The sequence below is a fragment of the Bacillus lumedeiriae genome, assembly GCF_044891285.1.
GTDB classification, from domain to species: Bacteria; Bacillota; Bacilli; order Bacillales; family Domibacillaceae; genus Pseudobacillus; species Pseudobacillus lumedeiriae.
Genome location: NZ_JAUIYO010000001.1, coordinates 423,662 through 447,391, shown reverse-complemented (window position 1 = coordinate 447,391; position 23,730 = coordinate 423,662). Strand labels below are relative to the sequence as shown.

The 23,730-nt window shown below is 43.8% G+C and carries 25 protein-coding genes and 2 other annotated features; of the genes, 23 read left to right on the top strand and 2 right to left on the bottom strand.

Features of this window, described 5'->3' with window-relative positions; all coding sequences use genetic code 11:
* Positions 1 to 17: 17 nt before the first annotated feature.
* On the top strand, positions 18 to 1,004 hold the full coding sequence (gene ysxE, locus QYG89_RS02355) for a spore coat protein YsxE (protein WP_404314145.1): 987 nt from the start codon (positions 18 to 20) through the stop codon (positions 1,002 to 1,004).
* Between the two features lie 281 nt (positions 1,005 to 1,285).
* Here the strand turns inward: ysxE and QYG89_RS02350 are convergent, their stop codons facing one another.
* The gene (locus QYG89_RS02350; RefSeq protein WP_404314143.1) at positions 1,286 to 1,477 is read right to left on the bottom strand and encodes a hypothetical protein; all 192 of its coding nucleotides are present in this window, start codon (positions 1,475 to 1,477) and stop codon (positions 1,286 to 1,288) included.
* A 189-nt stretch (positions 1,478 to 1,666) separates the two neighbouring features.
* Here QYG89_RS02350 and nfsA point away from each other — a divergent pair, with 189 nt between their 5' ends.
* From nfsA to pheA, 22 genes are all read left to right on the top strand, one after another.
* Positions 1,667 to 2,410, top strand: coding sequence for an oxygen-insensitive NADPH nitroreductase (nfsA, locus tag QYG89_RS02345; RefSeq protein WP_404314611.1), 744 nt, complete (start codon positions 1,667 to 1,669; stop codon positions 2,408 to 2,410).
* Positions 2,411 to 2,447: 37 nt separating this feature from the next.
* Positions 2,448 to 2,685 (top strand) — a binding site (T-box leader).
* Between the two features lie 40 nt (positions 2,686 to 2,725).
* The gene (locus tag QYG89_RS02340) at positions 2,726 to 5,368 is read left to right on the top strand and encodes a valine--tRNA ligase (RefSeq protein WP_404314141.1); all 2,643 of its coding nucleotides are present in this window, start codon (positions 2,726 to 2,728) and stop codon (positions 5,366 to 5,368) included.
* Positions 5,369 to 5,557: 189 nt separating this feature from the next.
* Positions 5,558 to 6,853 carry a bifunctional folylpolyglutamate synthase/dihydrofolate synthase gene (locus tag QYG89_RS02335; RefSeq protein ID WP_404314139.1) on the top strand — a complete coding sequence of 432 codons (1,296 nt, stop codon included), beginning with the start codon at positions 5,558 to 5,560 and terminating at the stop codon, positions 6,851 to 6,853.
* A 137-nt stretch (positions 6,854 to 6,990) separates the two neighbouring features.
* Positions 6,991 to 7,737: a prepilin peptidase gene (locus QYG89_RS02330; RefSeq protein ID WP_404314137.1), complete on the top strand. Its 747-nt coding sequence runs from the start codon at positions 6,991 to 6,993 to the stop codon at positions 7,735 to 7,737.
* 131 nt (positions 7,738 to 7,868) lie between these two features.
* The gene (locus QYG89_RS02325; protein WP_404314135.1) at positions 7,869 to 8,825 is read left to right on the top strand and encodes a hypothetical protein; all 957 of its coding nucleotides are present in this window, start codon (positions 7,869 to 7,871) and stop codon (positions 8,823 to 8,825) included.
* A 318-nt stretch (positions 8,826 to 9,143) separates the two neighbouring features.
* On the top strand, positions 9,144 to 9,731 hold the full coding sequence (locus QYG89_RS02320; RefSeq protein ID WP_404314133.1) for a Maf family protein: 588 nt from the start codon (positions 9,144 to 9,146) through the stop codon (positions 9,729 to 9,731).
* A 22-nt stretch (positions 9,732 to 9,753) separates the two neighbouring features.
* Positions 9,754 to 10,443, top strand: coding sequence for a RadC family protein (radC, locus tag QYG89_RS02315; protein WP_404314131.1), 690 nt, complete (start codon positions 9,754 to 9,756; stop codon positions 10,441 to 10,443).
* Positions 10,444 to 10,578: 135 nt separating this feature from the next.
* On the top strand, positions 10,579 to 11,595 hold the full coding sequence (locus QYG89_RS02310; protein WP_404314129.1) for a rod shape-determining protein: 1,017 nt from the start codon (positions 10,579 to 10,581) through the stop codon (positions 11,593 to 11,595).
* Between the two features lie 152 nt (positions 11,596 to 11,747).
* On the top strand, positions 11,748 to 12,641 hold the full coding sequence (mreC, locus tag QYG89_RS02305) for a rod shape-determining protein MreC (protein WP_404314127.1): 894 nt from the start codon (positions 11,748 to 11,750) through the stop codon (positions 12,639 to 12,641).
* Positions 12,638 to 13,153 carry a rod shape-determining protein MreD gene (gene mreD / locus QYG89_RS02300; protein ID WP_404314125.1) on the top strand — a complete coding sequence of 172 codons (516 nt, stop codon included), beginning with the start codon at positions 12,638 to 12,640 and terminating at the stop codon, positions 13,151 to 13,153. The genes mreC and mreD overlap by 4 nt, the downstream gene beginning before the upstream one ends.
* Before the next feature lie 75 nt (positions 13,154 to 13,228).
* Complete coding sequence (minC, locus tag QYG89_RS02295) at positions 13,229 to 13,915, top strand: septum site-determining protein MinC (RefSeq protein WP_404314123.1); 687 nt, start codon at positions 13,229 to 13,231, stop codon at positions 13,913 to 13,915.
* Entirely contained in the window at positions 13,908 to 14,717 is an 810-nt protein-coding gene (gene minD, locus QYG89_RS02290; RefSeq protein WP_404314121.1) for a septum site-determining protein MinD, read from the top strand. The genes minC and minD overlap by 8 nt, the downstream gene beginning before the upstream one ends.
* A gap of 265 nt (positions 14,718 to 14,982) precedes the next feature.
* On the top strand, positions 14,983 to 15,642 hold the full coding sequence (locus QYG89_RS02285; RefSeq protein ID WP_404314119.1) for a peptidoglycan DD-metalloendopeptidase family protein: 660 nt from the start codon (positions 14,983 to 14,985) through the stop codon (positions 15,640 to 15,642).
* Positions 15,635 to 16,492 (top strand): M50 family metallopeptidase, encoded by an 858-nt coding sequence (locus QYG89_RS02280; RefSeq protein ID WP_404314117.1) that lies wholly within the window; start codon positions 15,635 to 15,637, stop codon positions 16,490 to 16,492. The genes QYG89_RS02285 and QYG89_RS02280 overlap by 8 nt, the downstream gene beginning before the upstream one ends.
* A 53-nt stretch (positions 16,493 to 16,545) precedes the next feature.
* Entirely contained in the window at positions 16,546 to 18,012 is a 1,467-nt protein-coding gene (locus QYG89_RS02275) for an Rne/Rng family ribonuclease (RefSeq protein ID WP_404314115.1), read from the top strand.
* Positions 18,013 to 18,059: 47 nt separating this feature from the next.
* Positions 18,060 to 18,139 (top strand) — a sequence feature (ribosomal protein L21 leader region).
* 13 nt (positions 18,140 to 18,152) lie between these two features.
* Positions 18,153 to 18,461 carry a 50S ribosomal protein L21 gene (gene rplU, locus QYG89_RS02270; RefSeq protein WP_404314113.1) on the top strand — a complete coding sequence of 103 codons (309 nt, stop codon included), beginning with the start codon at positions 18,153 to 18,155 and terminating at the stop codon, positions 18,459 to 18,461.
* 12 nt (positions 18,462 to 18,473) lie between these two features.
* Positions 18,474 to 18,806, top strand: a complete 333-nt coding sequence (locus QYG89_RS02265; RefSeq protein ID WP_404314111.1) for a ribosomal-processing cysteine protease Prp — start codon at positions 18,474 to 18,476, stop codon at positions 18,804 to 18,806.
* Positions 18,807 to 18,821: 15 nt separating this feature from the next.
* Positions 18,822 to 19,106, top strand: coding sequence for a 50S ribosomal protein L27 (gene rpmA / locus QYG89_RS02260; protein WP_049663432.1), 285 nt, complete (start codon positions 18,822 to 18,824; stop codon positions 19,104 to 19,106).
* A gap of 215 nt (positions 19,107 to 19,321) precedes the next feature.
* Positions 19,322 to 19,867, top strand: a complete 546-nt coding sequence (locus QYG89_RS02255; RefSeq protein ID WP_404314109.1) for a Spo0B C-terminal domain-containing protein — start codon at positions 19,322 to 19,324, stop codon at positions 19,865 to 19,867.
* Positions 19,868 to 19,908: 41 nt separating this feature from the next.
* Entirely contained in the window at positions 19,909 to 21,198 is a 1,290-nt protein-coding gene (obgE, locus tag QYG89_RS02250; RefSeq protein WP_404314107.1) for a GTPase ObgE, read from the top strand.
* Between the two features lie 387 nt (positions 21,199 to 21,585).
* Positions 21,586 to 22,038 (top strand): ACT domain-containing protein, encoded by a 453-nt coding sequence (locus QYG89_RS02245; RefSeq protein WP_404314609.1) that lies wholly within the window; start codon positions 21,586 to 21,588, stop codon positions 22,036 to 22,038.
* A gap of 57 nt (positions 22,039 to 22,095) precedes the next feature.
* Positions 22,096 to 22,953 carry a prephenate dehydratase gene (pheA, locus tag QYG89_RS02240; protein WP_404314105.1) on the top strand — a complete coding sequence of 286 codons (858 nt, stop codon included), beginning with the start codon at positions 22,096 to 22,098 and terminating at the stop codon, positions 22,951 to 22,953.
* A 214-nt stretch (positions 22,954 to 23,167) separates the two neighbouring features.
* Here the strand turns inward: pheA and QYG89_RS02235 are convergent, their stop codons facing one another.
* Complete coding sequence (locus QYG89_RS02235) at positions 23,168 to 23,707, bottom strand: transcription repressor NadR (protein WP_404314103.1); 540 nt, start codon at positions 23,705 to 23,707, stop codon at positions 23,168 to 23,170.
* Between the last annotated feature and the right edge of the window lie 23 nt (positions 23,708 to 23,730).

The following is a 23,730-nucleotide window of genomic DNA, read 5'->3' as shown; positions in this document are numbered from 1 at the left end:
TAAAGCGGGTGAAGACAGTGGAACAGCCCTATTCAGCGATTTGGAACAGTTACGGAATAAAACCTAAGCATATAGAGACAATGGGCCGTGTACAAAAAATATCTACAGATAAAGGAACCTTTGCTTTAAAAAGAATTCCTGCTGCAAGAGGGATGGATTTTTTATTCAATATGCAAAAGTTTTATCAGGCGGGCTATCATCGATTTGTTCCCGTCTATCCAGCTTTAGACGGCAGGTATGGAATTCTTCAAGGCTCCTATATTTATTATTTAATGCCATGGGTGGAAAACGGCAGCCAAGTGATGCAAGAAGTGGAGAGAAAGATGTTTCGAGAAGCGGCCAGACTTCATTTAGTCTCTGCGGTCGATGTGCCGGTATCGAAAAATGAACGTGTAGAACAGTATGAGCGAATAGAGAATATTTGGAAAATGCAGGAAGATCATCTGGAGATATTTTTAGAGCTTTCGGAAAAGGAAACGTATATGTCGCCGTTTCAGCTGCTTTTTTGCCTGTACTATACAGAGATTCTTCAGGCTTTTTCTTACGCGAAAGAAAAACTGAAAGAGTGGAAAGAAGCGACTGAGGACGAAAAAAAAGAAAGAACGGTTCAAGTACATGGACAGCTTGACCCTGCTCATTTTCTTGTTGACCGGAACGGGGGCGGCTATTTTATTAATTTAGAACAATCTAGGAGGGGGACACCTATACATGATTTGGTTCCCTACTTTGCCCGCGCCTTGGATGCTTTTCCGGAGGGGTCTGCCGCCGCGGGTGAGTTGTTTACGTATTACACAGAGTTTTTTCCACTTAAAAAAGGGGAAAAATTATTATTTCAAAGCTATATGGCTTATCCAGGAGCCATTTACGAAACGATTGCTGATTATTTTTCGGGACAAAAAAAACAGAATGAATGTCACTATACGAAGAAGCTTCAGAAGAATTATTGGCAAATGAAAAACATTGAGTATTTTGTCACTAGCCTGAAAGAAGAGAGCAGCGAGTAAAGGGGATTTCCTATTTGACGATGTTTATTCCATGGGGCTGTGTTAAATGTTCCTGTTGATTTCCGCACCAATCAACAAAGTAGAGCCTTCTATGAAAAAATGTCCCCAATATGTATATCGTTACATTTGATAAATATATCGCTCGTTAGGAAGAAGAAGTTTTCATTCACCTATGATGAACAATCCTAACAAGTAGAAGACGAGCCTCTCTAAAAGGGTGTATAAACTTTTCAGAGAGGCTCGTCTTGTGATCTAAAAGTGAGCAGAAATTCGTGTCTATTTCAAATCCACTCGAGATGAAGAGCAACGGCAATGAGAACAAAAATAGCCAAAACGATCACGTCCAATGGTGTTGGAATGAAAATGGTGCGTATACCTTGGAAAATGCAAAAGGGGATAGCCAGCTGACAGCAGACACGCCGGACTGTCCGCAGCCACGGAGGCAAAGAATAAGGATTGTATCTTCTTCTCATAATGACACCTGCCTGTTGCTTGATATCGTTAAGCGTTCTTTTTTATTATATGTAGCAGAGAACAAGAGGTGATTTTTAGCAGGGGAAGGCAAGAAAATTGACAGATGATGGACATTGATTTACGTTGAAAAAGAGAAGATCGCTAATACATATGTTTGTTTATGAGGAGAAAAGGGGAGGATGGTAATGATGTTGGATTTGTTGAAGTCGCATGTGTCTGTTCGAAAATACAAAGAGGAGCCGATTTCTGATGAAACGTTCTTTGAGCTGCTCGAAGCTGCCCAGCATGCTGCAAGCTCTCATTTTGTGCAGGCATATTCTGTTATACGTGTGAAAGATCGCGAGAAGCAAGTGAAACTCGGAGAATTATCAAAGAACAAACAGCAATTTGAATCTGCTGCCCTGCCGCTCATTTTCTGTGCCGACTTGAAACGGCTGGAAAAAGCAGTCACACTTCATGGGAAGCCCTTTGAAGGAAGCGGGGCGGATAGTCTGCTCGTTGCTGTCATTGACACTGCGCTGTTTGCCCAAAATTTTGTTATTGCTGCTGAATCAAAAGGGTACGGCATTTGTTATATCGGCGGCGTGCGCAACAATCCGCAAGCGATCAGCGAGCTGCTTCATTTGCCGGACTATGTAATTCCGCTGTTCGGTTTAACAGTCGGTGTGCCGGCAGAATCGAATGAAGTGAAGCCGCGCCTGCCGCTGGAAGCCATTTTGCATGAAGATTCGTATGATGAAGAAAAGTATGATCATTTGCTGCCGGAGTATGATGAACAAATGGGGGCATACTATGCCAGCCGTACAGCCAATAAAAAAGATGCAGCCTGGACGAGCGGAATGGCTTCCTTTTTATCAGAGCCGCGCAGGGCGTATATGTTTGACTTTCTGCAGTCGAAAGGTTTTATAAAAAATAACGGGAAGAAAGATTGACGATTGCGCCCTTTTTTCGATAATATATGAGTGATATAGAAAAGCACTGACCGGGAAGAGTACGAAGATAGTGTTTGCTTAAAGAGAGGAAAGCTCACGGCTGAAAAGCTTTCCGCAAAGCTCCTTTGGAATGTCGCCCGCGAGCTGCTTCTGCGAATTTCTTAGTAGTAGAAGCCGGTTGCCAGCCGTTAATGGATTGAGAGCTGAATGGCTCTGCTTAGCTGCAGTCATTCATGAAAAAAGGTGGTACCGCGAACAACTCCTTCGTCCTTTTGGCGACAGGAGTTTTTTTGTGCAAATAAGGAGGAAATATTGATGGAAAACAACGAATTGTCGATGCCGACAAAATATGATCCACAAGCCATTGAGCAAGGCCGATATGACTGGTGGGTACAAGGAAAATATTTCGAAGCGAAAGATGATGAAACGAAGCCGCCGTATACGATCGTTATTCCGCCGCCAAACGTAACAGGAAAACTTCACCTCGGTCATGCGTGGGATACGACTTTGCAAGATATTTTAACGCGGATGAAGCGGATGCAAGGGTATGACGTTCTTTGGCTGCCGGGCATGGACCATGCCGGGATTGCTACACAGGCGAAAGTAGAACAAAAGCTGCGTGAAGAAGGCAAGACACGCTATGATCTTGGCCGGGAGAAATTTTTAGAAGAAGCATGGAAATGGAAAGAAGAATATGCAGGATTTATTCGTCAGCAATGGGCGAAGATGGGTCTGGGCCTTGATTACAGCCGCGAACGCTTTACGTTGGATGAAGGCTTATCGAAAGCCGTTCGTGAAGTATTCGTTACGCTTTACAACAAGGAACTGATTTATCGAGGCGAATATATCATTAACTGGGATCCGGCAACGAAAACGGCGCTGTCTGATATTGAAGTCATTTACAAAGACGTACAAGGCGCTTTTTACCATATGAAATATCCACTTGCTGACGGCAGCGGCCATATTGAAGTGGCAACGACCCGTCCAGAAACGATGCTTGGTGATACAGCTGTTGCTGTTCATCCAGAAGATGAGCGTTATAAGCATTTAATTGGAAAAACAGTCATTCTGCCAATTGTCGGCCGGGAAATTCCAATTGTCGGCGATGACTATGTGGATATGGAGTTCGGTTCTGGTGCGGTGAAAATTACACCAGCTCATGATCCGAATGACTTTGAAATTGGTAATCGTCATAATCTAGAACGTATCCTCGTAATGAATGAAGACGGTACGATGAATGACCGCGCCGGCAAATATAGCGGAATGGATCGTTTTGAATGCCGTAAGCAAATTGTGAAGGATTTGCAAGAAGCAGGCGTACTGTTCGAAATCGAAGATCATATGCATTCCGTCGGCCATTCAGAGCGCAGCGGTGCAGTCGTAGAACCGTACTTATCGACTCAATGGTTCGTCAAAATGCAGCCGCTTGCCGATGAAGCGATTAAGCTGCAAGCGAAGGAAGACAAAGTCAACTTCGTACCGGACCGCTTTGAAAAAACTTATCTTCATTGGATGGAGAATATTCGTGACTGGTGTATTTCCCGCCAGCTTTGGTGGGGGCATCGTATTCCAGCTTGGTACCATAAAGAAACAGGAGAAGTATACGTCGGACATGAAGAGCCAACAGATGCGGAGAACTGGGAACAAGATACAGATGTACTTGATACGTGGTTCAGTTCTGCCCTATGGCCGTTTTCAACGATGGGCTGGCCGGATGAAGCAGCCGCTGACTTTAAACGTTATTATCCGACAGCTGCGCTCGTGACTGGTTATGATATTATTTTCTTCTGGGTGTCCCGTATGATTTTCCAAGGTCTGGAATTCACAGGCGAGCGTCCATTTAAAGATGTCCTCATTCATGGACTTGTCCGCGACGCAGAAGGCCGGAAGATGAGTAAGTCATTAGGAAACGGTGTAGACCCGATGGAAGTCATTGATCAGTACGGAGCAGATTCTTTGCGCTACTTCCTATCAACGGGCAGCTCGCCGGGACAAGATCTTCGCTTCTCAGTGGAAAAAGTGGAGTCTGTCTGGAATTTTGCCAATAAGATTTGGAACGCTTCCCGTTTTGCGTTAATGAATATGGATGGATTGAAATATGAAGAAATTGATTTGAACGGTGAGAAATCCGTTGCCGACAAATGGATTTTAACACGATTAAATGACACGATCACCAACGTAACGAAGCTTGCTGACCGCTATGAGTTCGGTGAAGTAGGCCGTGTGCTCTATAACTTCATTTGGGATGACTTCTGTGATTGGTACATTGAAATGTCTAAACTTCCGCTGTACGGTGAGGACGAAGCAGCGAAGAAAACGACACGTTCGATTCTTGCTTATGTATTAGACAACACGATGCGTCTTTTACATCCATTCATGCCGTTTATTACCGAGGAAATATGGCAGAACCTGCCGCACAGTGGGGAGACGATTGTCACATCTAAATGGCCGGAAGCAGATGCAGCGTTGTCTGATCAACAAGCAGCGGCTGACATGAAGCTGCTCGTTGATATCATTCGTTCTGTGCGTAATATCCGCGCTGAAGTAAACACACCGCTCAGCAAAAAAATTAAATTGATCGTGAAAGCGAAAGATGAAACGGTACTGAACACATTGGAACGCAACCGTGCATACATTGAACGCTTCTGTAATCCAGAAGAACTGATTCTATCCATCGATGCAGCGGCTCCTGATAAAGCGATGACAGCTGTTGTCACTGGTGCAGAATTATTCTTGCCGCTTGAAGGCTTAATCAACATCGAAGAAGAAATTACCCGTCTGCAAAAAGAATGGGATAAATGGAACAGTGAAGTGGAACGCGTTCAGAAAAAACTTGGCAACGAGCGATTCATCAGCAAAGCTCCGCAAAAAGTCGTTGATGAAGAACGTGCGAAAGAACAAGATTATTTAGAAAAACGCGCCTCTGTTGAAGCGCGCATGAAAGAAATGCAAGGGTAACTCTATTGATTAGACGAATTCACTGAGAGTGGATTCGTCTTTTTCAAAGCGGGATGGCGGATAAAGAGAAGAAAGTGGTCAGTAAACTTGTGAAACTGGCTCGTAAATGCTGTGAACCGGTTAAGAAATCACCAAAGTGTCACACTTGGCCCGCATTTTTAAAATAGAAGTGATCAGGAGGAGAAACAGATGAACCATACATATGAACAAGCACTGGCCTGGATTCATGGCCGGCTTCCGCTTGGCATTAAGCCGGGACTTAAACGGATGGAATGGCTCATGGAGAAAATGAATCACCCGGAGCGTCGTCTGCGGGCTGTGCATATTGGAGGAACGAACGGCAAAGGCTCTACTGTCGCCTATATGCGTTCCATGTTACGAGAAGCCGGTTATGAAACAGGCACGTTTACTTCGCCGTACATTGAGCAATTTAACGAGCGAATCAGTGTAAATGGCGAACCAATCAGCAATGAAGCGATGATCGAACTCGTTGAAATCATCCGTCCGCTGGCAGAAGAGCTAGAAAAAACGGAACTCGGCGGACCGAGTGAATTTGAAATCATTACCGCGATGGCGATGTACTATTTTGCTTACATCCATCCAGTAGACGTTGTTTTATTTGAAGTTGGTCTCGGCGGCCGGTTCGATTCCACGAATGTGATCCACCCGCTTCTGTCTATCATTACGACGATCGGTATGGATCACATGCAATTTTTAGGAGATACGATTGAAGACATTGCTTTTGAAAAAGCCGGCATTATTAAAAATGGCGTGCCGGTCATTACAGGTGTTAAACAGAAAGCCGCTCGAAAAGTGATCACCGAGCGGACGCGAGAAGTAAGATCATCTGTCTATCAGCTCGGAAAACAATTCACAGCCGACTGGCAGGAATCACTGCCTCAAGGTGAAGACTTTCATTTCCAATCTGTGTTTGCAGATATGAAAGACCTGCATACCGGTTTGAATGGGCTGCATCAAACAGAAAACGCGGCGATTGCAGTAATGGCGCTTTTATATTTGCGTGCTTTTTATGCTTTTCAAATAGATGAAGAACAGATCCGTTCTGGGCTTCAAACGGCAAATTGGCCGGGAAGAATGGAGCGAGTATCTGAGCAGCCTGTTGTTCTATTAGATGGTGCGCATAATCCAGAAGGCATGAAGGCTCTCGTTGCCTCACTAAGTGAACGCTTCCCCGGCAAAGAAATTACCGCCTTATTTGCCGGCATGAAAGACAAGCAGCTGGATGGCATGGTGGTCATGCTTGAAGAAGCGGCAGAAAGAATTGTATTTACAAGTTTTGACTTTCCGCGGGCCGCGGGGAAAGAAGAATTTGAGCCATTCTTAAAGACTCATCAATGGCAAGAGGATTGGAAAGGGTGGATTGAAGAATTTCGGTCGTCAGCTAAAGAAGACGAAGTGCTCGTCGTGACCGGATCGCTTTATTTTATTTCGGAAGTAAGGAATTTGTTTGACAGCCGTTCTTAAATAGAACGGTTTTTTGTATGGAATAGTGTGGTAAAATGTAAAGTAACATTCCATTTAATAAAGGAGGAAAAAACATTGTGTGTAAAAGGTAGGAGAAGTGATGGCTTGGGTGGAGATCCACGCCTGAGAAGCCAAAAATGATATTCATATTCTTTTTATACGGTCTTGTGTTTGGTTCTTTTTTTAATTTAGTTGGTATAAGAGTTCCGGTGGGCCGGTCCGTCATGACGCCGAGAAGTATGTGTACAGCATGCAATCACCTATTGACCGCTAGAGAGCTTATTCCCGTTGTATCGTACGTTTGGCAGAACCGATCGTGCCGAGTGTGCTGTTCTCCAATTTCCCCATTATATCCCTTCGTGGAAATCATAACCGCTTGTTTGTTTGCCTTCGCATATGCCAAATTTGGCTTTCAACTTCCATTGTTAAAAGCTTTGACCCTTATTTCCTTATTAATGATTATTTTTGTCTCTGATATTGTCTATATGCTCATCCCTAATAAAATACTTTTATTCTTCACGTATTTATTCCTCATTCAATGGATCTTTTTGCCTGCTTCGATGAAAATGGATGTACTGCTAGCAGGGGTAATGGGAGGGGGCTTATTGATCCTTATGGCTGCGGTCTGCAAAGGGGGGATCGGAGGAGGGGATATTAAGCTGTTTATCTTGCTCGGGTTTGTTTTAGGGTTAAAGGAGTTTTTAGTTACCTTCATCCTGTCCGTTTGGCTTGGAGCGCTTGGAGGACTTCTCGGGATGATGTTAGGGAAAGTTAAGCGTGGACAGCCTTTTCCGTTTGGTCCATTTATTGTAGTAGCCGCGCTGCTGGTCCTATTTTATGGTGAATTTATTTTTACGTTCTATCTCTCTCTTTTTCATAATTGATAAAGAAAAGGCGAAACTCAATAGTATTTGCCGAAAGTTTTCTAGAGCAGGACGACAAAAGTCTTGTTCTTTTTTTTATCTGCTATGTTAGCATGAAGGCAACTTTAATGGATGTGGAAGGGTGATCGTAAATGGACAAGCCAAAGAAGTCACAGGGCGTTTTTATAACGATCGGCGGCAAGAAAAAACAGGAACGGAAAGAACTCATTGTTCAAAGTTTGAAAAAGGGTCCAATAGAAAGTGCAGCAGCAGCTGAAGAGCCAAAAAAAGCAGAGGAAGAGGAATTTCAGTGGATTTTTCCTAATGAAACAGAACGGAGAGACGATGTCCTCAAACAATATGCTCCAGTAGAAAAAGCAGCAACTAAGCGGGCAACAGGAAAACTGTTTATCATTGTGATCAGCGCTGTGTTAATCGGTGTACTGTTCGGTTATGCGTTAGTAAAAATCATTACACAAAAAGAAGAGGCACCGCCTCAAGCTGTTTTAAAAGAAGAAACAGTCGAACAAAAAGCAGCAGCTCCTTCCGCGCCGTCAGCCCCAACATCTCCCAAAACAACTAGCGCTATGCTTTTGCCGCTAGAAATCACTGTTGTTCAAGGAGGGGTTTTTTCGACGAAAGATGCGGCTGCCTCGGTCAAACAACAAATCAAAAGTGTCGGATTGCCTGCTGAAATCGTGGCACAAAATGGTCAATATACGGTTCTTCTTGCGGTTTCATCAACGATGGAAACAGCTAAAATAGTTGGAGGTGTGTATGAACAAGCAGGTGTTTCCACTTATGCGAAACAAACATCCGTTTCCCCTGCTGAAGGCTTACAGGGGGAAGCCGGCAAGTTAGCTGCTTTGCTGCCGGTCGTAGCAGAAGAAAGTGGAAAAAGCGCAGCCGGATTATCTGTTGATACAGGGAAACTGCAAGAAGTGAACGACCAATTGAAAGCAATTAAAATCCAAGCAAACGACGAGGCATCTGCTCAATTGAAAAAATTACTGACAGCAGCGTTAACTGAAGCCAAAAGCGATCAGCCGCAGGCCGCCAAAACTGCGCAAGAGAAGCTTCTGGCTTTTTTGTCCGTATATGGAAAATAAGTAAATGACGAACTTAATTCTAAGGGTTTCCCAAACGTCGTCTTTAGGGAAATCCTTTTTAAAATTGTAGGCTTTGTTAATTGGAGCGGAAGGAAAGACAGCGGCGAGGAAGCTCCTGGACTGCCCCCGGAAATTAACAGGCACGTTTAACATAGCCAAATGGTAAAGGCCTGACCGACAATCGTTGCTTAGGAATGGCGGTTGATCTAGGGAAGCGAATTGAGTCGGTCTTTTCTTTGGAAAAGATTGTAGTACATCCCTGCTTTTGATATGATAACGGTGTATCTCCCTTAATCCTCGAAAGATAGGTGAATGAATTTGACACAGTTGATTTTAGCATCAGGTTCTCCGCGGCGAAAAGAACTCCTCGAACAAATTGGTCTAGTCTTTACAGTGAAAGTAAGCCACGTTGATGAAACGATCCCACTTGGAATGACACCAGAAGAAATTGTTATGCACTTAGCTTCTACGAAAGCGGCTGCCGTCGCACAAAGTGATGAAAATAGTTTTGTCGTCGGTGCGGATACAGTTGTGGTTCTCGACGGCGAAATTTTAGGAAAACCAAATGACCGCCGGGAGGCTAAAGAAATGCTTCATCGTCTTTCAGGCTGCACGCACGCCGTCTATACGGGAGTGGCCGTCAGACATAAAGCTAAAGAACATGTCTTTTTTGAAAAAACAAATGTTACTTTTTGGGAGCTGACGGAAGAGGAGATAAACGGCTATCTAGATACAGAAGAACCGTTTGATAAAGCGGGTGCATACGGCATTCAAGGAGCGGGTGCTGTCTTGGTGAAAAAAATTGACGGTGACTACTTCTCCGTTGTCGGCCTTCCACTTTCTTCATTGTATAGACAGCTTAAGCAGCTTGGCTGGCAGGGCACTGCTTTCCACTTCCCCTCCTGAAAAGGGAAAAGGAGAGAAACATATGCCAGAAGAAACATTTATGATTCGTGATGTCCCTGCAGAAGATCGTCCCCGGGAACGGTTAATTACGAACGGTGCATCCAGCTTGTCTAACCACGAGCTCCTCGCCATTATTTTGCGGACGGGTACGAAAAGCGAGTCCGTCCTTCAACTGGCCAATCGCCTCTTACAAACCTTTGAAGGTCTCCGTTTATTGAAAGAAGCCTCACTTGAAGAAATCACTTCCATTAAAGGAATCGGCAAAGCAAAAGCCGTCCAAATCATGTCAGCCCTCGAACTCGGACGCCGTATTAGCCAATTAAAATTTGAAGACCGTTACGTCATCCGCTCACCGGAAGATGGAGCTAATTACGTGATGGAAGAAATGAGATTCCTCACACAAGAGCATTTCGTCTGCTTATACCTCAATACGAAAAACCAAGTGTTGCACAAACAAACGCTGTTTATAGGCAGCTTAAATGCCTCGATCGTGCATCCGCGCGAAGTATTTAAAGAAGCGTTTCGCCGCTCTGCGGCTTCCATTATTTGTATCCACAACCACCCTAGCGGCGATCCGGGACCGAGCAGGGAAGACATTGATGTGACAAAAAGGCTTGCGGAATGTGGAAAAATTCTTGGAATTGAGCTGCTAGACCATTTAATTATAGGTGAAAAGAAATTTGTTAGTTTGAAAGAAAAAGGCTATTTATAACGCTAGGATTTTTTTTTTCATTCGGTTATAATATAAGTTATGATTTTTGCTAGTTGTTTTTGTCGAAAACTTGGAGAATAATGTCGAAATAATCATCATAATGAAAGTAATGGATCGAGAAAGGGAGATACTTGTATGTTTGGAATTGGAAGCCGAGATCTTGGAATAGATTTGGGAACGGCTAATACGCTCGTTTATGCAAAAGGAAAAGGTGTCGTTGTGCGCGAACCGTCTGTTGTGGCTCTTCAGACAGATGCAAAGCAAATTGTAGCGGTCGGAAATGATGCAAAAAAAATGATTGGTCGTACACCGGGAAACGTGGTAGCAACGCGGCCGATGAAAGATGGCGTAATTGCTGATTATGAAACAACGGCAACGATGATTAAATATTATTTGAAACAAGCAACAAAAAGTGGAAAAAGCTTCTTTGCCAGCAAGCCCTATGTCATGGTCTGCGTGCCATCTGGTATTACAGCTGTTGAGGAACGGGCAGTGATTGATGCGACCCGTCAGGCAGGCGCGCGTGATGCGTATACGATTGAAGAACCGTTTGCAGCTGCAATTGGGGCCAACCTTCCTGTATGGGAACCGACAGGAAGTATGGTTGTTGATATCGGCGGAGGAACGACAGAAGTAGCCATTATTTCTCTTGGCGGGATCGTTACAAGCCAGTCTCTGCGTATCGCTGGAGATGAAATGGATGATGCTATTGTTGCCTATATTCGCAAACAATATAATTTATTAATTGGTGATAGAACATCTGAAACCATCAAAATGGAAATCGGGTCAGCAGGTGACTTTGAAGAGCTTCCAAGCATGGAAATCCGGGGCCGGGATTTATTGACCGGACTGCCAAAAACGATTGAGATTACCGGAGAGGAAATTGCTGATGCCTTGAAAGATACAGTCACAGCCATTGTTGATACGGTAAAAAGCACATTGGAACAAACACCGCCGGAACTTGCGGCAGATATTATGGATCGCGGGATTGTGCTGACAGGCGGAGGGGCGCTCCTTCGCAACTTAGACAAGGTCATCAGTAAAGAAACAAACATGCCAGTCATCATCGCTGAAAACCCGCTTGACTGTGTAGCGATTGGGACAGGAATGGCGCTTGATCATATTGATTTATTTAAAAATAAGAATAAATAAGGTACGGTTTATCTAGCTGCAGCGGCCAGACTCTCGGTCATAAGCCGTTCCGCCTGCGTGGCAAAGAGCGCCACATCGGCGTTTCGTCTTATGTCTGCCGAGTCTGAACGGCCGCTTCCGCTTTAATGCAAACAAACAGAGGTGGAGTATTGATGCCACAATTTTTTACAAATAAGCGTCTGATCATTCTTCTTGGAAGTATTATTGTTCTTGTCGCTTTAATTGGTTTTTCTCTCCGTGATAGGGACAATTTATCTTGGCCGGAGCAATTTGTTAAAGACATTGTTGGTTTAGGTCAAGCAGCGGTGTCTAAACCTGCAAATGGTTTCGCAGGTTTTTTTGATGAGATTAAAGACTTGCGGAACACATACGAAGAAAACAAAGAATTGAAAGCACGGATTAAGAAGACAGCCCAGCTGGAAAGTGATGTAGCTCGTCTTCAAAAAGATAACGAAGAACTTCGAAAAATATTGGATAAAAAGCAGAGTTTAGCAGATTATGAGCCAGTGCAGGCGACAGTGATCGCACGTAATCCGGACCGCTGGTATGATGTCATTACGATTGACAAAGGAGAGGCAAATGGCATTCTCCCTAACATGGCTGTGATTACCGCCGAAGGATTAATCGGAAAAGTGAGAAACACATCGAAATTTACGTCCACTGTTCAATTGTTAAGTGCTCATGATTCGAGAAATCGTGTATCAGCAGTGATTCAAGGAAAGAGTAACGTATTTGGGGTCATCGAGGGATACGATAAAGAGAAGAAAGCTCTGCTGATGACGAAAGTTCCTTATGATTCTAAAGTGAAGAAAGGAATGCTTGTCACTACATCTGGTAAAGGCGGCGTTTTTCCGAAAGGGTTAATTATTGGTAAAATTAAAAAAATGGTGCCGGATGAATTTGGTTTAACGCAAACGGCGCTGATTGAACCCGCTGCTTCCTTTAACGACCTTGAGCATGTGATGGTTACGAAACGCGGAATGACAATGGTTTTTCCAGAAAAGAAAGAGCGCAAACAAGTTCTTATTGAGGAGGGGAATCTGTGAAACGGTTTTATCTTCCTCTCCTAATGGTTGCGCTTTTTTACAGTGACAGTTTGTTTGCAGCTGCTTTTCCAGAAACGGCATTTGAAGGGAAATATATGATTGTGCCGCATTTCTTTCTTGTTGGCTTGTTATTCATGTCCATTTTTTTTGACCGCAACACAGCGATTAAATATGGTTTTCTGTTCGGCTTTCTTTTTGATATATTTTATACAGGAATATTAGGGGCTTACATGTTCTTTTTGCCTTTGATCGTGTATATCGTATCAAAGCTTGTAAAAGTTCTGCAAAACCACCTGTTTATCTTGAGCTTTATTGTGTTATTTGGAGTTTTTTTACTTGAGCTCATTATGTTTCAATTGAATGTGCTTGTTGAGCGGACAGAAATGGATTTGACACAATTTACATCGATTCGCTTGTGGCCAACTTTGCTTTTAAATCTAATCTTTTACCTTCTTTTAGCCATTCCGTTAAAAAGTGCCTTTGAAAAGCTTCGGCGTATTTACAACGATTAATCCGTAAGAATGTAAAAAGAGGAATCAAAGGAAGGTTTGTCGAATTAATTGGACAACAGAGGTGAATTTCGTGCTATGAAGACAAAACAGAACGTTGTCATTAAAGGGACAAAAGATGGACTAACTTTACATTTGAATGACAAATGTGCATATGATGAATTGTTGCAAGAGCTGAAAGAAAAAATGGATACTGTGAACGGCCAGGAGCACGATTCTATCATTACCGTCACCGTTCAAGCAGGCAACCGCTATTTGCTGGACGAAGACATAAATCAAATAAAAGAATTAATTAACCAGCGTGAGCATCTTGCTGTAGAAGAAGTGAAGTTCAATGTAATGACGATGGAAGAAGCCATTCGCTGGAAAGAAGAGAGCGAGATCACTTCTTATACAGGAAGAATTCGTTCGGGGCAAATACTAGAGGTTCCTGGTGACTTACTGTTAATTGGCGATGTGAATCCCGGGGGAACAGTAAGGGCGGGAAGAAACATTTTCATTATGGGAGCTTTAAAAGGAGTAGCCCACGCTGGCTGTTACGGAGACGACATGGCTGTGATTACTGCTGGCCGGATGACGCCGTCTCAACTAAGGATCAGCCGTTATTTAAATCGCGCACCCGATCGTTATGAAGAAGAAGATCATTACGAGACGGAATGCGCCTACATAGATGAATCTAACCAAATTGTGGTTGACCGCTTGCAGGTGTTGAAGCATCTGAGACCGGAGATTTCTACGTTTAAAGGGGGAACACACAGTGGGTGAGGCTATAGTTATTACATCTGGAAAAGGCGGGGTCGGCAAAACAACCACTTCAGCCAACCTAGGCACTGCACTTGCATTGCAAGAAAAGAAAGTTTGTTTAGTAGATACAGATATTGGACTAAGAAATTTAGATGTCGTTATGGGGCTTGAAAACCGGATTATTTATGATTTAGTCGATGTGGTCGAAGGACGCTGCAAAATTCATCAAGCGCTTGTGAAAGATAAGCGCTTTAATGACTTGCTTTATCTGCTGCCGGCTGCCCAGACAACAGATAAGTCTGCTGTCCAGCCTGAGCAGTTGAAAAAGCTTATGGAAGAATTGAAGCAGGATTTCGATTATATTTTAATAGACTGCCCGGCTGGTATTGAACAAGGATATAAAAATGCTGTGGCTGGGGCTAACAAAGCGATTGTCGTTACGACCCCTGAAAAAGCTTCTGTCCGTGATGCCGATCGAGTCATTGGATTATTAGAAAAAGAAGAAGGTATGGAACCTCCGAAGCTAATCATCAATCGTGTACGCAGCCATATGATGCAGCAGGGCGATATGATGGATGTCGATGAGGTGGCGGCGCACTTATCCATTGAGCTAATTGGTGTTGTGATTGATGATGATGAAGTCATTAAATCTTCTCATAACGGTCAGCCAGTTGCTCATAACCCGAATAATAAGGCCTCTATTGCTTACCGTAATATTGCTAGAAGAATTCTTGGAGAATCTATTCCGCTCCAACAGCTGGATGATACAAAAGAAGGCTTCCTCACACGTTTAAAAAAGTTTTTCGGTGTTCGTTCAAAATAACCATGAAAGTAAGCTGTCTGTCAGCCAGTAAGGCTGCAGGCGGCTTTTTTTTATGAAGATTATATGAATGATGATTGTCGATTGGAGCGGAAGGTACGACAGCGACGAGGAAACTTCCGAACCGCCCGCAGCGGGAATCAGCAGCGTAGTTTAACAAAGCCTTTATGAATAGCTCATGCTCATCTAATTATGGCAATTCTTCCTTCTTAATTGGGCTTGTCAGTCATATAGTGTACAAACCTATGTATAAAAGGAGGAAAGATGCGTGAAGGAAGAGAAAGAACTGTTTCCGCTGACAGAAGAAAAGGAAGAGCTGCATCCTTTATTCAGCTGGGAACGCTTTTTATTTAAATGGCTTGCAGCCGCTGCTTTAGTATTAGCTACCGCTATCTTGTTTCAACATCCTTCTCCAGTGTTTGAAGAGGGACGTGGGTGGATGGAGCAGACGATGGAGAAAGAGTTTCCGTTTTCGAAAGCCGCTGAGTGGTATGAACATACGTTTGGAGAACCTCTTCCATTTACTGTGAACAGCTGGAAGGCTAAAGAAGAAAGGCTGAACGAAGGTTCTGAAGTTGCGCTTCCGGTATCGGGCCATATTTTAGAAGACTTTCAGACGAATGGCCAGGGAATTCTCGTGAAAACTGGTTCAGAAGAGGAGGTAAAATCTATCAGGGATGGGACCGTTATTTTTACGGGAACAAAAGAAGGTCTTGGAAAAACGGTTATTGTGCAGCATGCTGACAACAGCGAATCGTGGTATGGACACTTAGCTTCTTTATCTGTTCAGCCGTATGAACGAGTGAAAGCAGGTCATATACTCGCAAAGGCGGCAGCAGGAGAGAAGATGGGAGAAGGACAATTTTATTTGGCGATCAAGCGAGAGGGTGTGTTCATTGATCCGAATCAGGTGGTTCCGTTTGAATAATTGGATGAAGAACGTGCACGTTCATCCGCTGCTATGGGGAGTGACTGGTGTTTGTGTGCTGACAGGAACATTTTTGCACCTTTTGCTTATTTTTATCGTGATTGCCATTCATGAATTAGGTCATGTGTTGGCTGCTCATCTGCTTGGATGGCGAGTGAAAAAAATTATTTTCCTGCCGTTCGGCGGGGCAGCAGAAGTAGACGAATACGGAAATCGTCCTTTGCAAGAAGAATTGCTCGTTGTGCTCGCGGGCCCCCTACAGCATCTATGGATGTTTGCAGCGGCTTGGCTTATGCACGGGGGAGGTTTTCTGCCGGATCAGATATATGAAGCATTCCTGCAAATAAACATGGCTATATTGTTGTTTAATTTGCTTCCTATTTATCCGCTTGACGGCGGCAAGCTGCTTATGCTGCTGTTCTCTATCGCAAAACCTTTCTTATCTGCCTTTCGTCTCGTTATTATTTGTTCTGCCTGTTTATTGTTCTGTTTGCAAATCATCGTATTTCTGTTCTTTCCTTTCCATTTACAGGCATGGGCCATATTTATTTACTTAGCATGGACACTCTGGCGGGCCTGGAAAGAAAAGCGTTATTCATTTATGCGTTTTTTACTTGAACGACACTATGGAAATAAAGGTTCAGCAGATTTCTTAAAACCGTTGACTGCTCCAGCCGGCGAACCGGTCATGAATGTGCTTGAACGATTTCAGCGCAATGCTAAACATATTATTTACGTGACAGATGAAGGGAAACAAAAAGGAAGACTAGACGAGAATGAATTGTTATATGCTTATTTTTCAGAAAAGAAAACGGATTGCTGTTTGCAGGATTTACTGCCTATTGATTGACGGGAGCGCCAGGCAGCAGTAAAGTGGAACAAAAAGAGGAAAGCGGGTTTTATATGAATACATTGATTGTCAGCGTGAAAGGCAGAGAAAAAAGACTAGCTGTCATCAAAAATGGACTGGCCGATCAATTCCATATCTTTCAGCCGTCACATACCTCCCGTGTCGGCTTTATTTATTATGGGATTGTATCAAAAGTGGAAAAAGGGATGAACGCTTGCTTCGTGAACATTGGGCTGAAGCAAAATGCCTATTTGCATCGAAATGATTTGCCTAATCATCAAAATAAACCGATCAATGAACTCGTTCATCAAGGACAAAAACTCATCGTTCAAGTGACGAAAGATGGATCGGAAATGAAAGCGCCCCGGCTGACAGCAATGATTGAATGGCCGGGAGAACTGCTCGTTTATTTACCTTTGGGAGGCTATACAGCTTTATCCAAGAAAGTGGAAGATGAAAAGAAGCGCCGTGAATGGATGAAGTGGGTGGAGGATCATAAGCAGGAAAAGGAAGGGGTTATTCTCCGCACGGCAGCGTTTCATTCATCGAAAGAAGCGCTGCTGGCCGAGTGGAAATGGCTCCGTGCTGAACATGAAAAGATCATAAAAAGAGCAATGGGGACGGGAGCGCCTGTTTTATTAATGGAAAAGCAGCAATTAAAGGAAGAATTATTTGTTCAGATGACAGCACTCGGGCAAGGGGAACTGATTTGTGATGAGTTGGAGTTTCTATCAACTATAAAGCAGGATTTTCGTTTTAAAAAAAGTAATTGGACAGCCGTGTTTCATTCCAATGATGAAGATGTGTTTGCTGGTTATGGCCTAGAGGAAGCGGCGGAAGTTTCTTTAAAGCGGAGAATCTGGCTCCCAAGCGGCGGATTTATTGTCATTGATAGGACAGAAGCGATGACAGTGATCGATGTGAATACAGGTAAATTCACTGGAAAAAGCAATCAGCAGCAGACCGTACTGCTGACGAATAAAGAAGCAGCGGCAGAGAGTGCTCGTCAGCTTCGGCTTCGGGACATCAGCGGCATCATCCTAATCGATTTTATTGATATGGTTAGTGCAGCGGACCAGCAGGAAATCGAAAATCAACTCATTCAGGCAGCGAAAAAAGATGCAAAACAGATTTCGATACGCGGATTTACTTCTCTTGGTCTCATGCAGATCACTCGTAAAAAAACCAAGCCATCCCTCATAGAGACGCTGACAGTTCCTTGTCACACATGTCAAGGGACTGGGCGGGTGATAAGTGCGGAAACGGCCGCATTTCAGCTGGAGAGAAAGCTGTTTGAATGGGAACGGGATGCCTCGGAAGCTGTGCTCGTTGAAGTGACGCCGGATGTACTGGCCGCATTCGCTGGCGAAAAAAATGAATATCACGAAAAGCTGGAGAAATGGCTTCATAAAAAAATTGTATATAGGGTGATTCAAGAGAATGTGCCAATTGGAAGATTTGTGCGTGGGGGTGCTTACGAGGAACTGGCGGCAAAAGGGACAGTTATAAAAAGAAGTTGACATGAAAAAACTAAAGTGATAAAATTTCAATGTTATTGTTTGTAGCACCCGTGCTACAACCGCACATAGCAGGTTAGAAGTGTTTGCTTTGCCAGACCACCTGTGAATGGCGAGTCTGAGTGATTAAGGAGGTGCAGGGAATGTACGCAATTATTGAAACTGGCGGTAAGCAAGTGAAGGTAGAAGAAGGCCAAGCGATCTATATTGAAAAATTAGAAGCTGCAGAAGGCGATTCTGTCACATTTGATCAAGTATTATTCGTCGGCGGTGAGAATGTAAAAGTAGGCAGTCCTTTAGTTGAAGGTGCTACTGTTACAGCTAAAGTTGAAAAACAAGGCCGTCAAAAGAAAATTACTGTATTCAAATTTAAGGCGAAGAAAAACTATCGCAAAAAGCAAGGTCATCGTCAACCATACACTAAAGTTATCATCGAAAAAATCAACGCGTAAGGCGATGGTTGAATGATTCAAGTAAATGTGGTAAAGCATCCAACAGGAAGAATTACTTCTTTCACAATGGATGGACATGCAGAGTTTGCTGAACATGGAAAAGATCTCGTCTGCGCAGGAGTGACAGCTGTTTCTTTTGGAGCGTTGAACGCTATTCTTTCATTGACTGATGCAGAGCTTAGCATTGAACAAGGGGAAGAAGGCGGATTTCTTAAATGCCTCGTTCCGGAAGACCTTCCGGCGGGCACGGACGAAAAAGTTCAACTGCTTCTTGAAGGAATGATTGTTTCTTTGCAGATGATTGAACGTGAGTATAGCAAATATATACAAATTACTTTTCGCTAACAGGAGGTGAAACTCATGTTAAGATTAGACCTTCAATTTTTCGCATCGAAAAAAGGGGTTGGTTCTACAAAGAACGGACGTGATTCTGAAGCAAAGCGCCTTGGTGCTAAGCGCGCAGATGGTCAGTTCGTAACAGGCGGATCAATTCTTTACCGTCAGCGTGGAACGAAAATCTACCCTGGTGAAAACGTTGGCCGCGGTGGTGACGACACTTTATTCGCAAAAGTTGACGGCGTTGTTCGCTTCGAGCGCTACGGCCGTGACAAGAAAAAAGTGAGCGTATATCCTGCAGCTCAATAATGAAGTGAGAAAGCTCTAACCGACTGGTTAGAGCTTTCTTTATGGCCATTTCGCTGTCACTTTGAAATGTTTACTCTCTATTCGGTTTAATTTCTGGTATACTAATTGACAGCAGGAATTAACAGGAAGATTGCGAACGTATGGTTGATCGTAAAGCAATAAGTACCCTTCTTTTTCTTCCATACATGTTTGACATAAGGGAGGGAGTTTTGGCAATGGACAGAAAAAATGAGAACTGGACGATTATTCGGGCGCTTCAGCATGTTCGTCATGACTGGATGAATCATATTCAGCTTATTAAAGGATACATTGCGCTTGGAAAAACGGAAGAAGCGGAGAGAACCATTGAACAAATCGTTATGCAGGCAAAGCAGGAAGCCCATTTATGCAGTCTGCCTTTGCCGGAACTTGTGAAGCTGCTCGTTACATTTAATTGGGATCAGCATTCATTTCAGCTGGAATATGAAGTGCTGGACAAGAATATACGCACGGAGACGAATGATGAACAGCTAGTAAGCTTAATGATCTCTCTTTTTGATTTAATGGAGCGCTGGATTGAAAAGTATGCCGATAATCAATTGTACCTTTCCATCGAAGGGACGAACGACGGACTCCGTTTCTTTTTTGAATTTAGCGGAATAATAACAAACACAGAGGCATTCATCCGGGAGTTAACGGGAGCATTAAATACGGCCCATGTGAAACGAGGCCAGATTCACTCTCACTCACTAGAGGAATGCTCGTTTGAAGTGATAGTGTAACATTGCTATAAAAAAGCGTATGTTCATATTAGGAGGATTTTATGTTTGTAGATCAGGTAAAAGTATATGTCAAAGGTGGAGACGGCGGGAACGGCATGGTGGCTTTCCGACGTGAAAAGTATGTCCCAAAAGGCGGGCCAGCCGGCGGAGACGGCGGGAGCGGAGCCGATGTTGTTTTTGAAGTAGATGAGGGGCTCAGAACATTGATGGATTTCCGCTATCAGCGCCATTTTAAGGCGCCGCGCGGCGAACACGGCATGAGTAAAAATCAGCACGGCAAAAATGCCGCGGATATGATTGTAAAAGTTCCGCCTGGTACAGTTGTGACAGATGAGGATACGGGAGAAGTTGTTGCTGATTTAATAGAGCATGGTCAGAGGGCTGTGATCGCAAACGGCGGACGCGGCGGACGCGGCAACTCCCGCTTTGCGACGCCGGCAAATCCAGCGCCGGAGCTGTCTGAAAATGGAGAACCAGGGCAAGAACGCTACATTGTGATGGAATTGAAGTTATTAGCAGATGCCGGGCTTGTTGGTTTTCCAAGTGTTGGGAAATCAACGTTGCTTTCTGTTGTTTCAGCTGCCCGTCCGAAAATTGCAGCGTATCATTTTACAACGATTGCCCCAAATCTTGGTGTAGTGGAAACGGGCGATGGCCGCAGCTTCGTGATGGCGGACCTTCCAGGGTTAATTGAAGGCGCTCACGCCGGAGTAGGGCTAGGTCATCAGTTTTTACGTCATATTGAACGGACGCGCGTCATTGTTCACGTTATAGATATGTCCGGTATGGAAGGGCGCGACCCGTATGACGATTATATGACGATTAATAAAGAGTTGAAAGAATATAATTTAAGGCTGACTGAGCGCCCGCAAATTATTGTGGCAAATAAGATGGATATGCCTGGCTCTGAGGAAAATTTAGCAGCATTCAAAGAAAAGGTGAGTGCAGAAACACCAATTTTTCCAATTTCTGCTGTTACTCGTGAAGGACTAAAAGAACTTCTGTTTGCGGTGGCAGATAAAGTGGATGAAACACCAGAATTTCCACTGGCTCATATGGAAGAAGAGAAAGGCATTCACCGTGTCATGTACAAATACGAAGATCGACCGGCAGAATTTGCTATTACGAGGGATTCCGCTGGCACATTCGTCGTAAGTGGAGCGAAAGTGGAAAAACTGTTTAAAATGACGGATTTTTCAAGAGAAGATTCGATCCGCCGCTTTGCCCGTCAGCTTCGTTCGATGGGTGTGGATGATGCGCTGCGTGAACGCGGAGCAGAAGACGGCGATATCGTTCGTCTGCTTGATTATGAGTTTGAGTTTGTAGAATAAGGATGATAGGCTGAAGCGCCTAGCTCTTAGGGTCAAATAACCTTCCCCAATAAAGTCAAAGAGAGACTTTATTAGGGGAAAGAACATTTGCCTGTCGTGGCTAAACAGGCGCTTCCGCTTTTAGTTTATCTAGCTGCAGCGCCTAGCCCCTCGAGGTCATAAGCCAAACCGGCTGAATGGCTGAAGAACGCCATTTCACCAGTTCGTCTTATGCTTGTCGTGGCTAAACAGGCGCTTCCGCTTTTAGTTTATCTAGCTGCAGCGCCTAGCTCCTCGAGGTCATAAGCCAAACCGGCTGCATGGCTGAAGAACGCCATTTCACCAGTTCGTCTTATGCTTGTCGTGGCTAAACAGGCGCTTCCGCTTTTAGAGTGAGGGAGAGCAGTGATTAAGAAGGATTTTGAACGTAAATTTTATCTTGTACGTGAAGATGTGCTGCCAGAGGCGATGAAAAAAACACTTGAAGCGAAAGAACTGATTGATCGGCATCGGGTAGACTCTGTGTGGGAAGCGGTAAAGGCAGTAGATTTGAGCCGCAGTGCGTATTATAAATACCGGGATACAGTCTTTCCTTTTCATAAAGTGGTGAATGAGCGGATCATTACCTTGTTCTTTCACCTTGAAGACCGATCAGGCACATTGTCTGAATTGCTTGGTCTTGTCGCTAAATATGATGGCAATATATTAACAATTCATCAAACGATCCCCATTCAAGGGAGAGCGAACGTTACACTTTCATTAAATGTAAGTAATATGACGATTGATTTAGATGAACTGCTGGCAGATTTAGAAAAACTCGAATTTGTCGATACGGTGGAAGTGCTCGGCTCAGGTGGATAAGAGCCGGCTTTTCTATAGTCAAATAATTTTCAATTTTCTTATAAGGGGTAGGTTTTATTGCGAAAAATTGCTTATTTAGGTCCTGCGGCTACTTTTACTAATTTAGCTGTACGCCATTCTTTTCCAGATGAAGAGCACGTTCCTTATTTAACGATCCCAGCTTGTATGGATGCCGTCATTAATGGGGAGATGGATTTGGCTGTTGTGCCGATTGAAAACACACTAGAGGGAACAGTCAATTTAACGATTGATTATTTGTTCCATGAAGCCGATTTAAACATTGTTGCTGAAGTGATCGAACCCATTCAGCAGCACTTACTTGTACATAAAGACTATGCTTATGAATGGCAGCAAACAGAAAAGATCTTGTCGCATCCGCATGCTATTGCCCAGTGTCATAAGTTTTTACACGGTTATTTTCCCGACATTCCATATGAACAAATGACATCAACGGCAGCGGCGGCAAAATACATAAAAGAACACCCAGAGCAGCGGCTGGCGGCAATTGCTAATGAGTTATCTGCACAGGAGTACGACTTAGCCTTTGCAAAAGTGAATATACACGATTATGACTTCAATCATACGAGGTTTATTGTGTTATCTAGACAGGACGAAGAACTATCATTGCCGATTGCTCGTCCACGTGATAAAACAACAGTCGTTATTACACTGCCATCCGATCGGCCGGGTGCACTGCATCAAGTTCTTTCCGCTTTTTCGTGGCGCAATATTAACTTAAGCAAAATCGAATCCCGTCCGTTAAAAACGGGCCTTGGCAATTATTTTTTCATTATTGATATCGGACAGAGGATGGATCAAGTACTCGTACCAGGGGCCTTTGCTGAAATGGAAGCACTCGGCTGCAAGGTCAAGGTGCTAGGCAGCTACCAGGCTTATTCGATTACATATGAATAATAAAAAGCTGTCTTTGTGGACAGCTTTCAGGCTGTTGACAAACGCTCGCTTTCTTCGTTGCTCACCGGCCTGCGGTGCTCATGACCCCCTATGGCCGCTCTGCTCCTCGGCAGGTTTTGGGCCTCGAAAGACAAACGTTTTCAATCGGCCTGAAGGTGTATAAAATAAATTTTGTCTATAATCAAAAAAGCTGTCTTTGTGGACAGCTTTTTTATTATTCACTAAGTAGAAACCCTGCCTGTTTTAAAGCGGCTTCTGCTTCATCTAGAGTCTGTTTTTCTTTTGCGGCAATGGTATGCAAATGGACACCGTCTGTTAATTGTGAAAGATAGGACGCATTTGTTTCGTTAATGCGCTGTACAAACTGCGCCGCTTCTTTTCGGTTAGAGACCATAACGGAAGCAGTCAAATCTCCATAGACGGGATGCTCAATTCTCACATCTTTAACAAGCACTCCAAGATCAACGAGTATATTCAGTTCGTTCTCTGTATCTTGTGGTTTGTGAATGCAGGCAACCGCGCGTTCAAACCATTGTTCTGGTGCAGGGGACGCGAAATAATAATAGCCTTGGCTTGTGGCAATAATTGGTTCATTTCGTGCCTTTAATAACGTAATATCGTTAACGATCACTTGGCGGCTCACATTTGACCGATTGGCCAGTTCACCGCCCGTTAACGGTTCTCCGCTCGTTTTGAGCCATTCTAAAATGAGCTGGCGCCGTTCTTCTCCTAAAATTTTTTTTCCGGGAGCCATAACAATCCCTCCATGTACAATCT

Excerpts from the sequence above, each read along its gene's own strand:
- QYG89_RS02350 (WP_404314143.1), bottom strand. The coding sequence starts at position 1,477 with ATGAGAAGAAGATACAATCCTTATTCTTTGCCTCCGTGGCTGCGGACA.
- nfsA (WP_404314611.1), top strand. The coding sequence starts at position 1,667 with ATGTTGGATTTGTTGAAGTCGCATGTGTCTGTTCGAAAATACAAAGAG.
- QYG89_RS02340 (WP_404314141.1), top strand. The coding sequence starts at position 2,726 with ATGGAAAACAACGAATTGTCGATGCCGACAAAATATGATCCACAAGCC.
- QYG89_RS02335 (WP_404314139.1), top strand. The coding sequence starts at position 5,558 with ATGAACCATACATATGAACAAGCACTGGCCTGGATTCATGGCCGGCTT.
- QYG89_RS02330 (WP_404314137.1), top strand. The coding sequence starts at position 6,991 with ATGATATTCATATTCTTTTTATACGGTCTTGTGTTTGGTTCTTTTTTT.
- QYG89_RS02325 (WP_404314135.1), top strand. The coding sequence starts at position 7,869 with ATGGACAAGCCAAAGAAGTCACAGGGCGTTTTTATAACGATCGGCGGC.
- radC (WP_404314131.1), top strand. The coding sequence starts at position 9,754 with ATGCCAGAAGAAACATTTATGATTCGTGATGTCCCTGCAGAAGATCGT.
- QYG89_RS02310 (WP_404314129.1), top strand. The coding sequence starts at position 10,579 with ATGTTTGGAATTGGAAGCCGAGATCTTGGAATAGATTTGGGAACGGCT.
- mreC (WP_404314127.1), top strand. The coding sequence starts at position 11,748 with ATGCCACAATTTTTTACAAATAAGCGTCTGATCATTCTTCTTGGAAGT.
- minC (WP_404314123.1), top strand. The coding sequence starts at position 13,229 with ATGAAGACAAAACAGAACGTTGTCATTAAAGGGACAAAAGATGGACTA.
- QYG89_RS02275 (WP_404314115.1), top strand. The coding sequence starts at position 16,546 with ATGAATACATTGATTGTCAGCGTGAAAGGCAGAGAAAAAAGACTAGCT.
- rplU (WP_404314113.1), top strand. The coding sequence starts at position 18,153 with ATGTACGCAATTATTGAAACTGGCGGTAAGCAAGTGAAGGTAGAAGAA.
- QYG89_RS02265 (WP_404314111.1), top strand. The coding sequence starts at position 18,474 with ATGATTCAAGTAAATGTGGTAAAGCATCCAACAGGAAGAATTACTTCT.
- rpmA (WP_049663432.1), top strand. The coding sequence starts at position 18,822 with ATGTTAAGATTAGACCTTCAATTTTTCGCATCGAAAAAAGGGGTTGGT.
- QYG89_RS02255 (WP_404314109.1), top strand. The coding sequence starts at position 19,322 with ATGGACAGAAAAAATGAGAACTGGACGATTATTCGGGCGCTTCAGCAT.
- obgE (WP_404314107.1), top strand. The coding sequence starts at position 19,909 with ATGTTTGTAGATCAGGTAAAAGTATATGTCAAAGGTGGAGACGGCGGG.
- QYG89_RS02235 (WP_404314103.1), bottom strand. The coding sequence starts at position 23,707 with ATGGCTCCCGGAAAAAAAATTTTAGGAGAAGAACGGCGCCAGCTCATT.